Source organism: Lactococcus petauri, assembly GCF_023499275.1.
GTDB lineage: Bacteria > Bacillota > Bacilli > Lactobacillales > Streptococcaceae > Lactococcus > Lactococcus petauri.
Window position 1 is genome coordinate 87,024 of record NZ_CP094882.1, and the last position, 14,046, is coordinate 101,069.

16 protein-coding genes are annotated in these 14,046 nt (G+C 38.1%); 14 read left to right on the plus strand and 2 right to left on the minus strand.

Features of this window, described 5'->3' with window-relative positions; translation table 11 throughout:
- Window positions 1-102 precede the first annotated feature (102 nt).
- From lgb_RS00435 to gatB, 8 genes are all read left to right on the plus strand, one after another.
- Window positions 103-369: an IreB family regulatory phosphoprotein gene (locus lgb_RS00435; RefSeq protein ID WP_003133629.1), complete on the plus strand. Its 267-nt coding sequence runs from the start codon at window positions 103-105 to the stop codon at window positions 367-369.
- Window positions 369-797: a Holliday junction resolvase RuvX gene (gene ruvX, locus lgb_RS00440; protein WP_003133630.1), complete on the plus strand. Its 429-nt coding sequence runs from the start codon at window positions 369-371 to the stop codon at window positions 795-797. Before lgb_RS00435 ends, ruvX begins: the two co-directional genes overlap by 1 nt.
- A 14-nt stretch (window positions 798-811) precedes the next feature.
- Window positions 812-1,135, plus strand: coding sequence for a DUF1292 domain-containing protein (locus lgb_RS00445; protein WP_003133632.1), 324 nt, complete (start codon window positions 812-814; stop codon window positions 1,133-1,135).
- A gap of 140 nt (window positions 1,136-1,275) precedes the next feature.
- A complete protein-coding gene (locus lgb_RS00450) occupies window positions 1,276-2,883 on the plus strand; it encodes a hypothetical protein (RefSeq protein WP_019293819.1) in 1,608 nt (535 codons plus the stop codon).
- A gap of 136 nt (window positions 2,884-3,019) precedes the next feature.
- A complete protein-coding gene (gene codY / locus lgb_RS00455; protein ID WP_003133634.1) occupies window positions 3,020-3,811 on the plus strand; it encodes a GTP-sensing pleiotropic transcriptional regulator CodY in 792 nt (263 codons plus the stop codon).
- Between the two features lie 145 nt (window positions 3,812-3,956).
- Window positions 3,957-4,262, plus strand: coding sequence for an Asp-tRNA(Asn)/Glu-tRNA(Gln) amidotransferase subunit GatC (gene gatC / locus lgb_RS00460; protein ID WP_017368695.1), 306 nt, complete (start codon window positions 3,957-3,959; stop codon window positions 4,260-4,262).
- Window positions 4,262-5,734, plus strand: coding sequence for an Asp-tRNA(Asn)/Glu-tRNA(Gln) amidotransferase subunit GatA (gatA, locus tag lgb_RS00465; RefSeq protein ID WP_019291916.1), 1,473 nt, complete (start codon window positions 4,262-4,264; stop codon window positions 5,732-5,734). The genes gatC and gatA overlap by 1 nt, the downstream gene beginning before the upstream one ends.
- A 1-nt stretch (window position 5,735) precedes the next feature.
- Complete coding sequence (gatB, locus tag lgb_RS00470; protein ID WP_019293044.1) at window positions 5,736-7,169, plus strand: Asp-tRNA(Asn)/Glu-tRNA(Gln) amidotransferase subunit GatB; 1,434 nt, start codon at window positions 5,736-5,738, stop codon at window positions 7,167-7,169.
- A 13-nt stretch (window positions 7,170-7,182) separates the two neighbouring features.
- Here gatB and lgb_RS00475 read toward each other — a convergent pair whose 3' ends face one another.
- Both lgb_RS00475 and lgb_RS00480 read right to left on the minus strand, forming a co-directional pair.
- Window positions 7,183-8,538 carry an MATE family efflux transporter gene (locus tag lgb_RS00475; protein ID WP_019293043.1) on the minus strand — a complete coding sequence of 452 codons (1,356 nt, stop codon included), beginning with the start codon at window positions 8,536-8,538 and terminating at the stop codon, window positions 7,183-7,185.
- 126 nt (window positions 8,539-8,664) lie between these two features.
- Window positions 8,665-8,862: a cold-shock protein gene (locus lgb_RS00480; RefSeq protein WP_003133641.1), complete on the minus strand. Its 198-nt coding sequence runs from the start codon at window positions 8,860-8,862 to the stop codon at window positions 8,665-8,667.
- Between the two features lie 111 nt (window positions 8,863-8,973).
- Here lgb_RS00480 and lgb_RS00485 point away from each other — a divergent pair, with 111 nt between their 5' ends.
- The 6 genes from lgb_RS00485 (at window position 8,974) to rlmN (ending at window position 13,862) form a co-directional block, all read left to right on the plus strand.
- The gene (locus lgb_RS00485) at window positions 8,974-9,492 is read left to right on the plus strand and encodes a 5-formyltetrahydrofolate cyclo-ligase (RefSeq protein ID WP_019291913.1); all 519 of its coding nucleotides are present in this window, start codon (window positions 8,974-8,976) and stop codon (window positions 9,490-9,492) included.
- Entirely contained in the window at window positions 9,482-10,174 is a 693-nt protein-coding gene (locus tag lgb_RS00490; RefSeq protein ID WP_014024129.1) for a rhomboid family intramembrane serine protease, read from the plus strand. Before lgb_RS00485 ends, lgb_RS00490 begins: the two co-directional genes overlap by 11 nt.
- A 31-nt stretch (window positions 10,175-10,205) precedes the next feature.
- Window positions 10,206-10,658, plus strand: coding sequence for a dUTP diphosphatase (locus tag lgb_RS00495; RefSeq protein ID WP_019291912.1), 453 nt, complete (start codon window positions 10,206-10,208; stop codon window positions 10,656-10,658).
- Between the two features lie 89 nt (window positions 10,659-10,747).
- A complete protein-coding gene (locus tag lgb_RS00500) occupies window positions 10,748-12,109 on the plus strand; it encodes a bifunctional metallophosphatase/5'-nucleotidase (RefSeq protein WP_019293042.1) in 1,362 nt (453 codons plus the stop codon).
- Window positions 12,093-12,695, plus strand: a complete 603-nt coding sequence (locus lgb_RS00505) for a YutD family protein (RefSeq protein WP_019293041.1) — start codon at window positions 12,093-12,095, stop codon at window positions 12,693-12,695. The genes lgb_RS00500 and lgb_RS00505 overlap by 17 nt, the downstream gene beginning before the upstream one ends.
- Before the next feature lie 96 nt (window positions 12,696-12,791).
- Window positions 12,792-13,862 carry a dual-specificity RNA methyltransferase RlmN gene (rlmN, locus tag lgb_RS00510; RefSeq protein ID WP_019293040.1) on the plus strand — a complete coding sequence of 357 codons (1,071 nt, stop codon included), beginning with the start codon at window positions 12,792-12,794 and terminating at the stop codon, window positions 13,860-13,862.
- Window positions 13,863-14,046: the final 184 nt, after the last annotated feature.

Here is a 14,046-nt window from a genome sequence, read left to right on the forward strand (position 1 = left end):
AGTGTCAGAAATGATGTATAATTAAAGAGCATTATTAGAAAAAATTAATTAAAAGGATTTTTAAGCAGTTTGCTTGAACCTACCCCAAAGGAGGTACATATTATGAGTTTTACAGATGAAACAGTCCGCTTTGAATTTGATGATTCAAGTAAAAAAGAAATCGGCGAAACACTTGTAAATGTTTATCGTGCACTTGATGCTAAAGGTTACAATCCTATCAACCAAATGGTAGGTTATGTTTTGTCAGGAGATCCAGCTTATATTCCACGTCACGACGATGCACGTAACAAAATCCGTCGTTTTGACCGTGATGATATTGTTGAAGAACTGATTAAAGAATACTTAAAAGCACATGGTGTACAACTTTAATGTACAGTAGAATTTTAGGTTTGGATGTCGGTACGAAAACTGTTGGTGTAGCTGTGAGTGATTTATTGGGAATGACGGCTCAGCCTGTTGAAACAATAAAGATTGACAGTGAAGCTGGTGAATTTGGTTTTGAGCGCTTAGCAGAACTAATAACAGAATATAAACCTTCAAAAATTGTACTCGGTTTACCCAAACATATGAATAATGATGAAGGTATTCGTGCAGAGGCTTCAAGAAACTATGGTGAAAAAATTACTGAAACGTTTGATGTCGCTGTAGAATACCAAGATGAACGCTTGACGACAATGCAAGCAGAAAAAGTATTAATTGATGGTGGCGTCCGACGCAAGGACCGTAAAAAATCAATTGATAAACTCGCCGCTGTCTTGATATTACAAAATTATCTTGATGCGCACAAATTATTTTAGAAGTAGGAAGTATTATGTCAGAACATACACATGACCATGACCACGAAGACCGTTTTATCACTCTGATTGATGATAACGGTAATGAAAGCCTTTTTGAAATCTTGATCACTATTGATGGCCAAGAAGAATTTGGTAAAAATTACGTCCTCGTTATGCCTGTTGACGGTGCAGAAGATGATAATGGTGAAGTTGAAATCCAAGCTTATTCATTTACTCAAAATGAAGATGGCACTGAAGGTGATTTACAACCTATCGCTGAAGATTCAGATGCTGAATGGGATATGATTGAAGAAGTTTTTAATAACTTTATGGAAAATCAAGACGACGAAGTTTATTGATAAATCAAGAGGCAAAGCCTCTTTTTTTTATTGCATCAATATTGAAATATTATAAATTATTACATAAAATTTTTAGCAAAAATTGAGTACTTCGAAGAAATTTGTTATAATTTAGTGATTACTCTTTGAAGGAAAATTAAATGAAAAAAAGATATGGTTCACGTTCACTTAGGCATGAACATAAAAAACAATTAGAACAATCAGAAGAAATCGAAGAATTCGAGGAGCTTGAGGTCAATGAAGACCTTGATATTCCTGCGGAAGAGACTGGGTTTTATTCGCGTCGTCATAAATCAGAAGCGAGTTTTGTACCAACTCGAGAAAAAACACCACGGCTTATGCCAGCTGACTGGTTATTTATTGGGCTCGTGTCCTTGGTGCTTAGTCTAAGCTTCTATGCTTTCCCTATCTTCAATCTTCAACCTACAGGTGTACAGTCGCAATACCTCTATTCGGGAATGGCAATGCAGGCAGGATTGGTCCCTTACAATGATTTTTGGGGTGCTGGCGGAATTGTCTTTTACCTAATTAACTGGCTCGGTCATTTTGGTCAAACAACTTGGCTGCTTTACCTTTTCCAAATGCTAGCTTTATTTATGAGCGGTGTGCAAGTTTATCGTTTAATTTCACAACGTACACGTAGCCGTTTGGCAGCGCGAATTACCACAGGTTTCACCTTGGTTTCGGTTGCAGGATTGGCTCAAGGTGGTACAGCGCCAACCTTAATCGCCTTGCCTTTTGCATTATGGGCATTACAGTTCTTGGATCGTTATCTACGTCAAGATGCACGTGACGAAGCTTTTATCTTCTTTGGTATGAGCGGAGCTCTTGTGTTTGTCATATCACCAATCATGACCATATTATGGCTTCTTTCTTGTCTCGCTTTGCTTGTCTTTAATATTCAGAATAAAAGAATTGGGCGTGGTATTTATCAACTTTTAGCAATTTTATTTGGCTTATTGTTGGTAGGTTATACGGTTGCTTTTTACTCCTTAAATGCTCAAGTACTGTATACATCCATCGAACAATCCATTATCATTCCGCTTACGACACTAGGCTTTACAGATAATTTCTGGATGTCACTTCTGAAAGCTCTCGTTTTTCTTTTGGTGTTTGGTCTTGCGGCCAATTTCGTACATGGCGTACGTAATATTAAAAGTTCGGGTCAAACATTTATCTGGCAACTTTTACTCTTATTGGGTTCAATTCTTGTGTTAGGATTTGTTGTTTTTTCTCAAGTATTCGAAAGTTCAAACTTGCTTGCCATCTTGCCGTTACTTTTATTATTCGTCAGCGATACTATACAAGATGCGGTGGATCAACGTCAGAATATCCTACAAGATTATATGAAGGCCAAGCTTTTTGCGCCAATTTTAGCTCTGCTCTTTGTGATAGGAGCTCCGATCGTTACCCAAACGATGCATCAACAAGTTTTCTCAGAAGAACAACAAGTTGCACAGTTTGTGAAAGCCGATACAACAAAAGAGGATAAAGTACTGGCTATAGCATCGGATAAAAACATTAACTTGCGATCACAGCGTGTGGGTGGCATAGATGACTTCCCTCGCCATTATCCAGTGAGATTCCATCAGAACTTTGATTTGCTCTTTGCTAATGCAGGCAACAAGTATGTCGTAGTGCAAAGTGGACAGGATCTTTCAGATTCAGTAAAAGAAACACTTAAAGATTCTTACAAAAAAGTGGAAGTTGGTAATGTTAGTCAATTTTCTGTATATAAAAAGAAATAAGATATACATAATTGTATATCTTGTTTTATTATAATGAAAAAAGCGAATTTTCTGACTATTCCTGTTGTTTTTTGAATTTTTTTGTGTTATAATTCATTAAGAGTTTATTTAGAAAATAATATAATAGGAGAAAACCGTGGCTACTTTACTAGAAAAAACCCGCAAAATTACATCAGTTCTGCAAGATGGAGTAACTGATTTAAAGCAGGAGTTACCCTATGATAACATGACAGAGCGTTTAGCCAACGTTATTGACTGTAATGCTTGTATCATTGATACAAAAGGGAAACTTTTGGGCTATTCACTGCCATACGAAATTAACAACGATCGTGTTAATGAACTTTTCCATGTACAAAAACAATTGCCAGAAGATTATGCACGTGCGGCTATCCGTATCTACGACACTTTAGCAAATATCACAATTAACGAGCCTTTGTCAGTATTTCCTGCAGAACTTTTAGGTGAGTATCCTAATGGTTTGACAACATGTGCACCAATCTATGGTAGTGGTATGCGCTTGGGAACCTTCATCTTATGGCGTACAGACGGAAAATTCAGTGATGATGATCTTGTGCTTGCAGAGCTTGCAACAACAGTTATCGGTGTTCAACTTTCAAATCTTAAGCTTGAACAAATGGAAGAAAATATCCGTAAAGACACGATGGCTAACATGGCAGTCAATACACTTTCGTATTCAGAAATGAAGGCTGTGAAAGCAATTCTTGAAGAACTTGATGGTGAAGAAGGACATGTTATTGCTTCAGTCATTGCCGACAAGATTGGAATTACACGTTCAGTAATTGTTAATGCACTACGTAAGCTTGAATCTGCTGGTGTTATTGAAAGCCGTTCGTTGGGAATGAAAGGGACTTACCTCAAAGTTCTTAACCAAGGTTTATTTACAAAGCTTGAAGGTCGTAACTTCTAACCTTAAAAGTAATAAAAAAACTTCTCGTTGTGAGAGGTTTTTTACTTGTGGTAAAGGCAGTAGGCAGTAAAGCCTAGCTGTATCAGTTTTTAAAGATTTTTGCTATAATTGAGAATGAAAATCTTTAATAGTTAGGGAAAATAACATGAGCAAGATTACAAAAGAACAAGTGGAGCATGTGGCAACTTTGTCAAAGCTTAAATTTGAGAAAAATGAACTTGATGCTGTGACGGATAAACTCGATAAAATTATCGAAATGGTGGAGCAGTTAGAGGAAGTCAATACGGAAAATGTAGAATTTACGATGAGTGTTGCGGATAACTTAAACCGCATGCGTGAAGATATTGCTGTACCGGGTGATGACCGTGATGAATTAATGCGTAATGTACCAACGAAGCAAGATGGCTTTATTAAGGTTCCCGCAATGTTGGCTGATGGAGGAGATGCATAATGTCATTGAATAATAAAACAATTAAAGAGTTGCATGACCTCTTGGTGAAAAAGGAAATCTCTGCTGTTGACTTGACACAGGCGACATTGGATGATGTGCATGCACGTGAAGCAGCAATGGGCAGTTTTATTTCTGTATTAGATGAAGAAGCATTAGCGCAAGCAGCTGCTATTGATGCGCGTGGAATTGATGCAACAAAACTTACAGACGGTATTCCCTTAGCAGTTAAAGACAATATTGTTACTAAAAATATTGAAACAACTGCAGCAAGTAAAATTCTTTCTGGTTTTATCCCACCTTATGATGCGACTGTCGTTGAAAAGCTTTATGACAATGGCATGGTTATTATTGGTAAAGCCAATATGGACGAATTCGCAATGGGGGGCTCAGGGGAAACTTCTTCTGTTAAGCCAACATACAATGCGTGGGATCAAACAAAAGTACCTGGTGGATCATCTTCAGGTTCAGCTAGTGCTGTTGCGAGTGGACAAGTACGCTTGTCATTAGGATCCGATACAGGTGGTTCGATTCGTCAACCAGCTTCGTTCAGTGGTATTGTGGGTCTGAAACCAACTTACGGACGTGTTTCTCGTTATGGTTTAATTGCTTTTTCTAGTTCACTTGATCAAATTGGTCCCTTTTCAGCTACTGTTGAAGAAAATGCACAACTTTTAAATGTTATCTCAGGTAGTGATGCTAAAGATGCTACAAGCTCAGAAGTAGCTGTGCCAGATTTTGGTTCAAAAATAGGTCAAGATATTAAAGGAATGAAGATTGCTTTGCCTAAAGAATACTTTGGGGAAGGCATTGATCCAGCAGTCAAAGAGCAAATTATGGCGGCGGCGAAACACTTAGAATCTTTAGGTGCTATTGTTGAAGAAGTGAGCTTGCCACATAGCAAGTATGGGGTAGCTGTTTACTACATCATCGCTTCTTCAGAAGCGAGCTCAAATCTCCAACGCTTCGATGGTATTCGTTATGGTTATCGTGCACAGGATATCGAAAACCTTGAAGATGTCTATGTGAAATCACGTTCAGAAGGCTTTGGCGATGAGGTCAAACGTCGTATTATGCTAGGTACATTTAGTCTTTCTGCAGGTGCCTACGATAAGCACTTTAAAAAGGCTGGTCAAGTGCGTACAATGATTATAGAAGACTTTAATAAAGTATTTGCGGATTATGATTTGATTCTTGGCCCAACAGCCCCAACGGTTGCTTTTGGCTTTGATGAAAAATCAAAAGATCCTGTTCAAATGTATCTTTCAGATATCTTAACAATTCCAGTCAACCTCGCGGGATTACCAGGAATTTCGATTCCGGCGGGTTATGTTGAAGGTCTACCTGTTGGGATGCAATTGATTGGTAAACGCTATGATGAGGAAACAATTTATCAAGTCGCAGCAGCGTTTGAAGCAACAACGGATCATCATAAGAAAAAACCAATTATCTTTACAGAAGGAGGGGCAAAATAAGATGAACTTTGAAACAGTCATTGGACTTGAAGTCCATGTTGAGTTAAATACAAACTCAAAAATTTACAGCCCAACTCCAGCTGAATTTGGCTCTGAACCAAATGTCAATACGAATGTTATTGACTGGGGAATGCCAGGGGTTTTGCCAACATTGAACAAAGGTGTTGTCGTTGCTGGGATGAAAGCTTCTCTTGCCATGAATATGTCGATTCAAAAGAGTATGCACTTTGATCGTAAAAATTATTTTTACCCTGATAATCCTAAAGCTTACCAAATTTCGCAGGCAGATGAACCTATTGGTTACAATGGTTCTATTGAAATTGAACTTGAAGATGGTACAAAATCGACTGTTCGTATTGAGCGTGCACATATTGAAGAAGATGCCGGTAAAAATACGCACGGAACAGATGGCTATTCTTATGTTGACTTGAACCGTCAAGGGGTACCATTGATTGAGATTGTTTCTGAGCCAGATATGCGAAGCGCTGATGAAGCTTATGCGTATTTGACCGCCTTACGTGAATTGATTCTCTATACAGGTATTTCTGATGTGAAGATGGAAGAAGGTTCCATGCGCTGTGATGCCAATATTTCATTGCGTCCTTATGGCCAAGAAGAGTTTGGTGTTAAAACAGAAGTGAAGAACATGAACTCCTTCAGTAATGTGAAGAAAGCCCTAGCCTTTGAAATTGATCGCCAAGCGAAAATTCTTCGTGCTGGTGGTGAAATTCGTCAAGAAACACGTCGTTTTGATGATAAAACAGGTGAAACAATCTTGATGCGTGTTAAAGAAGGTGCGTCTGATTATCGTTATTTCCCAGAACCAGATTTGCCACGTATTGAAATTTCCGAAGCTTGGATTGACGAAGTTCGTGCTGAACTTCCTGAGTTTGCAGCAGCACGCCGTGTACGTTATGTAGAGAAAATGGGCCTCAGTGAATACGATGCGCGCCAGTTGACAAGCTCAAAAGATGTCTCTGATTTCTTTGAAGCAGCTGTTAAATTAGGTGGTGATGCCAAATTGGTATCCAACTGGCTTCAAGGTGAAGTTGCTCAGTACTTGAACACAGCACATCTGGAACTTAAAGATATTCACTTAACTCCAGAAAATCTCACAGAAATGTTGCGTTTGATTGCAGATGGGACTATTTCATCGAAAATTGCGAAGAAAGTCTTCCTAGAATTAGCTAAAAACGGTGGTTCAGCAGAAGCTTTCGTTAAAAAGGCCGGCTTGGTTCAAATCTCTGACCCAGCTGTACTCTTGCCTATCATTCATGAAGTATTTGCTAAAAATGAACAATCTGTTGCTGACTATCGTGGCGGTAAGGAAAATGCAGCTAAGGCATTAGTTGGTCAGCTTATGAAAGCTACAAAAGGACAAGCCAATCCGACAGTAGCGCAAAAACTGCTCTATCAAGAATTAGATAAAGACTAATATAAAAAATCGTTCAATTTAGAACGATTTTTTCTTGTGCATTTTCGCGGTTAAAACGGCGCACCATTCGAATGGTTGTGGGGATCAGAATAGCGGTTGACCCCAACCAAGCAGCTGGATTGGATGAAATAATCACGGTGTAATTTAAGAGGTTAACTCCGACGATGGCCACTGCGGCCCGCATTACCAGTTCTGCCACGCCACAAATTGTTGGAATGCGCGCATTGCCCAAACCCTGTAATGTTGAGCGCGTAACGAAGAGGATAGCAAGTAGCCAGTAGAAACCACCATTCACAATATAGTAATGTCTAGCCATATCAATAACAGCTGTTTGGCTTGGTGAGATAAAAGCCGTCGTGAAGTAATAGTTCAAGCTTACCAAAAGAATGGCAAAGCCAATCGCCCAGGAAACTGCTATGAGGAGAGATTGGAAAAGCCCTTGATTTATTCGGCGGTATTGTTTTGCACCATAGTTTTGGGCTCCAAAGGTAGCCATAGCAAGTCCGATCGACATCATTGGCAACATCGCGATTTGGTCAATCTTAGATACAATAGCTTGAGTGGCGACAGCGTTTGTTCCCATAGTGTTAAGTGCTACTTGAAGTGTAATAGAACCAATAGCGATAATACTAGATTGAAATCCCATGGGAATACTCAGTCGTGCATGTGTACGTATTTCTTGGGTATCGTAAACAAGGAGTTTTCGATTAAGGTGTAACTCAGGCACTTTGCGTTTAATATGTAAAACCAGATAAAGCACAGAGATACATTGGGCCAAAATGGTGGCTGCACTTGCTCCCGCTAAGCCTAAATGGAGAACGAGGATTGCGAAATACTCAAAGCCGATGTTTAAAATACTGGCGACGATAAGTGCATAGAGCGGTGTCTTGGAATCACCTAAGGCGCGGAGCGCGTTCGAATAATAAGCATATAGTGTGGTCGCTGTAAGTCCACCTAACATAATACTTAAAAAAGTGTGTGCACCTTCGTAAATCTCAGCTGGAGTCTGCATAAGTTGTAGTAATTGACCCACAAATAGGACAGACAAGACACTGAGCAAGAGGGAGATAGCTATCGTAAAATACAGCCCTGTCACAAAGGACTTTTTGACAGCATGTGCATCTTTGGCACCAAAGCGTTGCGCAGTAATAATCGTGAGCCCTGCGGTCATTCCCTGAGCAAAACCAACGATTAAAAAGTTGATGGATCCCGTAGCCCCCACTGATGCAAGTGCATTTTTTCCTAGCGTTTGACCAACAATCAGTGTGTCTGCAGTATTATAGAGCACTTGAAAAAAGTTTCCCAAGAGCAGGGGAAGTGTGAAGGTAATTAAACCTTTGAGAATGTTTCCTTTTGTTAAATCTTTCATAATATTCCTAAATTCTTTGCTTTATACATTGTAAACTTTTTATATCTATAAAACAATAGCATAACTGCTTTTATTGTGGTGTTTAAACAAAAAGAAAAAGCACCGTAAAGGTGCTTTAATTACCAATTATTTAGTAACGTTGATTGCTTGAGGTCCACGTGGGCCTTCTTCAAGATCAAAGCTAACTTTTTGGCCTTCATCAAGAGTTTTGAAGCCATCAGTTTGAATAGCTGAGAAGTGTACGAATACATCGTTGCCTTCTTCAGTTGTAATGAAGCCAAAACCTTTAGTAGCGTTAAACCATTTTACAGTTCCTTGTGCCATTTGAATACATCCTTTCTTTAGTTTGGTAAATCTTATCTTCGGAAAGCGTGTAACAAAAAGCATAAACGTTAACTTGAAAAAAACTTACAGCTTTATGATACCATATAAAGTATGGAAAAGAAAGCGCTAATTCGAAAAGAAATGATAAATTTACTGAAAAGTTTTGATTTTGCTGACAAAAGCCGTCAAAGTCAGAAAATTATTGCAGAGCTGCTTGCCTCAGAACAATGGAAAAAAGCTAAAACCGTGGCGCTCTATATGCCGCAAGAATTTGAATTTGATTTGCAACCCCTTTTTGAGCAGGCAGATAAACAAATAGTTATACCAAAAACCTTGGCTGATCGCCACATGATTTTTGTAAAATACGACAAAAATGACTTAGAACGTACAAAATTTGGTATACTAGAACCTAAGTCGAAAAACGAAGTTGTGCCTGATTTGATTTTGGTCCCCGGCTTGGCTTGGAATAAAGAAGGTTATCGGATTGGTTTTGGTGCGGGATATTATGACCGTTATCTGGCAAGCTTTTCTGGACAGACAGTTAGTCTATGTTATGATTTTCAGCACAGAAATTTTCATCCAGAACCTCATGATATAAGCATAGGAGAAATATTTACTTATGAACATTGATATGATAAAAAAAGACTTTATGAAGCATAAAGCAACTTATATTTTATCACTCTTAACAACGATGGTTTGGCTTTATCAATTTTTACGTTATGGTTTAGCTGCAACCTCGGCAATTAACCTTTTTAATACTGGTGCATTATTTCCACCAGCCATTTTAGCTGATCCAACTCAATTGTGGCGCCTTGTGACACCAATTTTTATTCATATTGGATGGACTCACTTCCTTATGAATACTCTGACGCTCTTTTTTATTGGACGTCAGGTTGAAGCTGTATTTGGTAGCCTTAATTTCAGTTTGATCTACATTCTTTCAGGAATTTTTGGTAATGCAGCAACCTTTATCTTTTCACCCAATTCCTTATCTGCAGGAGCATCAACTTCTATTTTTGGTCTTTTTGCAGCTATTGCAGGAATTGGCTTCTTTACAGGTCATCCGATGCTAAAACAGATTGGTAAGACATTTACTATCTTGATTGCGATCAATCTTTTCTTCAATATGTTCAATCTTAGCTCGGTCAATATTTGGTCACATGTTGGAGGAGCAGTGGGCGGACTTCTTTTAGCTCCTGTTTTTCCTCCAAAGTATTTCAAGAATTCTGTACCAATGCAAAATCGGATTTTATCAGGAGTAACGGTTGTTGTCTTATTTATCGTTTTTCTGATTTTGCCCTTTATAAAATAAATAGATTAAAAATAACCAATAAGGAGTAATTATGAAAACACGTGGATTTGAAATAGTAAGTAAATACCAAAATGAAAACCTAGAATTACCAATACGTGCGACCAAGCATGCGGCAGGCTATGACTTATCAGTGGCTGAAAATATTACCATTAAACCTGGTGAAATTAAACTGATCTCAACAGGCCTTAAGGCATATATGCAAGCAGGAGAAGTTCTGTATCTGTTTGATCGCTCGTCAAATCCGCGTAAAAAAGGTTTAGTGATGATTAACTCGGTAGGTGTCATTGACGGTGACTATTACAATAACCCAGGGAATGAGGGCGAGATATTTGCTCAAATGCAAAATATTACGGAATCAGAAGTGGTCTTGGAAAAAGGTGAGAGGATTGTCCAAGCGGTCTTTATGCCTTTCTTGGTTGCTGATGGGGATGCTGAAGTGACTAAATCTACACGAACTGGCGGCTTCGGATCAACAGGAAAATAGGAATGAAGCCTTGCTTTTGATTTGCAGGCGTAAGTATAAAAGTACAAAAACTACCGCTTTAGCGGTCTTTTTTGTGCTATAATGGTAAAATGAATTCATTGCGCATTATTCACTTGAACGATTTGCACTCGCATTTGGAAAGATTTCCAGTGATTGAGCGTTTTTTTGCGGAAAAATCAGTTGGACTTCCAGATGTCTTGCGATTTGACTTAGGGGATAATGTTGACCGGGTACATCCTTTAACTGAGGCAACAGAAGGACAGATTAATGTTGCTCTGATGAATAAGCTGGACTTGACAGGAGCGACCCTCGGTAACAATGAAGGTTTAGGATTAACTCATGATATGCTAAGCCATTTATACAATCAAGCCGAATTTGATATATTGCTTTCAAATATCAGTAATATGCCTTTTGCTCAAGGTCCTAAATTTATAGAGAGCAGTTGGGGGATGCGTATTGGAATCATTGGCTTAACAGCTCCTTATCTAGCCTATTTACAAGCAGGTTGGGATATTGTTGATCCTTTAGTTTGCTTGGATCAGCTCTTGCCACTGGACTGTGATTTTACGATTCTTTTGAGTCATTTGGGTAAAACCGTTGATGAGAAAATCGCTAAAAATTACGATATTGATTTAATTATTGGAAGCCATACGCATCATCTTTTTGAACACGGAGTGGAATTACATGACACCTTACTTGCGGCTGCAGGAAGATACGGGGAGCATATCGGCGAAATCAATCTTACTTTTGATCAAAATAACAAAGTAATTGCTTCGGAAATTTCCACAATTGCTACCAACATGCTCAAAAAAGTAAAAAGTGATGCTTTACACATCAACTCGTGGGAGTTGAAAGGACGTAAAATGTTGCAAGGCAAGACTGTCGGAGAACTTCCCTATAGCCTGACCAATGTTTATCCTGATTATAATGCAAGTCATTTTATTGCAGAGTTACTTGCCCGATATGGCAAGGTGGGAGCCTGTGTTTTCAATACTGGGCTCTTGGTTACAGAAGCATTGCCAAATCAACTTACTTTAGATGATTTACACCAATTTTTGCCCCATTCCATGCGTTTAGTGCGGCTTACGATGACTGGTAAGGTACTGAAAGAAGTTTTACGTGAAATGCTTGATGTATCTGCAATGCTGTCTGGGCAAAATATTCGAGGTATGGGTTTTCGAGGGAAGCAATTTGGTCGGCTTATTTTTCAGGGAATAAATTTCAACAGAGGGAAATTTTATTATAGAAATACGGATGTGGTCGATGCTGAGTCTTATAGCATAGTCGTTCCTGATCAGTATCTCTTTGCTTGGTATTTTCCTTTATTGAAAAAACAAGAGAAAGCCGAAATACTTTTTCCGTATTTTCTACGAGAAATAGTAGCAAATGAATTAAAAAACGAGAAAATGAACAAAAAGAGAAAGGGAGAGGAAAGTGCCAAAAGAAGTTGACGAATCAAAATTAAATTATAATCGTTTCCCTGGTGAGCGGGTAACTGCTACAGATGACATTGTAAAAGTAGGTGGTAAGACTTTTCATCTGGTTTACAATTATCGTGAAGGGTTTGATGCTGAAAAGCTGGAGCAGCGATTTAGCGATATTTTCGATAAGTATGATTACATCGTGGGAGATTGGGGCTTTGAACAGCTCCGTTTAAAAGGCTTTTTTTCAGTAAGTAGAAAAAAAATGCAATCTGAAAATAAGATTGACCGATTAGAAGATTATATCAATGAATATTGCAATTATGGCTGTGCCTACTTTGTTTTACGTCGTGTACGCTCACAAGATGAAGCTTACACATCCGAACGTGTTTTTGAAGACAAGCCACGTCAACCTAAATTTGAAAAAGCACGACGTCGAAATAATCGCAATAAAAATCGAAGCTCTCAAGAAAAGCAAAAGAAAAATGAGAAAAAATCATTTGAAATTCGCGAGAAATCAGGTAAGAAGCCTGCTAAAATAAAACAAAATGAGAAAAATGAGAAAAATACAACCTCTAAATCTAATTTTGTAATACGCGAACGTGCAAAAAAATAAAATAGACAAATGTTAAAAATATGTCTAAAAAGTTATTGAATAATATACAAAAAAGTTCCCTCAAAAATTTTTTGGGGGAAAAATATCGGAGATATAATGGAAAAACAAACAATTTACGGCTTAACACGTGATCAACTTATTGATTGGGCGATTGAAAATGGTGAAAAAAAATTTCGGGCAACCCAAGTGTGGGATTGGCTTTACCGAAAACGTGTCCAAACTTTTGAAGAAATGACAAATCTCTCCAAGGATTTTATTGCAAAGTTGAACGCGCATTTTATTATGAATCCTCTGGAGCAAGTCGTCGTACAAGAGTCGGAAGATGGAACAGTTAAATATCTTTTTATGTTACCAGATAAAATGATGATTGAAACTGTATTGATGCGCCAATCTTATGGCTTATCTGTATGTGTGACTACTCAGGTAGGATGTAACATGGGCTGTACTTTTTGTGCCTCTGGTATTCTAAAAAAAGAGCGTGATGTGACAGCAGGAGAGATAGTCGCTCAGATTATGTTGGTCCAAAAATACTTCGATGAAAAAGGCCAAGATGAGCGTGTTTCTCATGTTGTAGTTATGGGTATCGGTGAACCATTTGACAACTATGTAAACTTGATGAACTTTTTACGCACAATTAATGACGATAATGGCCTTGCTATTGGGGCACGTCATATTACCGTGTCAACCTGTGGTTTCATGCCAACAAAAATCAAAGAATTTGCAAATGAAAACTTGCAAGTGAACTTGGCTATTTCTTTACATGCACCAAACAATGAATTACGTACAAGTCTGATGCGTATCACACGTAGCGCACCACTTGAAAAACTTTTTGATGCGATAGATTATTATACTGAAACAACAAATCGTCGTGTAACCTATGAGTATATTATGCTTTCTGGAGAAAATGATACTCCGGAAATTGCACAAGAATTAGCTGATTTAATAAAACCCCGAAATAAACTTTCGTATGTCAATCTGATTCCCTATAATCCTGTCGCTGAGCATATCAAATATGAACGTTCAACACGAAATGATACTGCGAAATTTTACGATGTACTCAAGAAAAATGGTATCAACTGTGTTGTGCGCCAAGAGCATGGTACAGACATTGATGCCGCTTGCGGACAACTCAGAAGTAAACAAATTAGAAAAAACAAAGAAAAGTAATAAAAAAATAAAAGAAACCATCACAAAGGCTCAACCTTGGTATTGCTGGTTTCTTTTTGTATATTTATTATTTTTTATGAAATGAAAGCGCATTATTATAATGACGTTCAATTTGCATTCAAAAAAAGATTAGACTATAATAAAAGGTGTTGAAAGCGCTTTTACAATTTTAATATATAGTTTT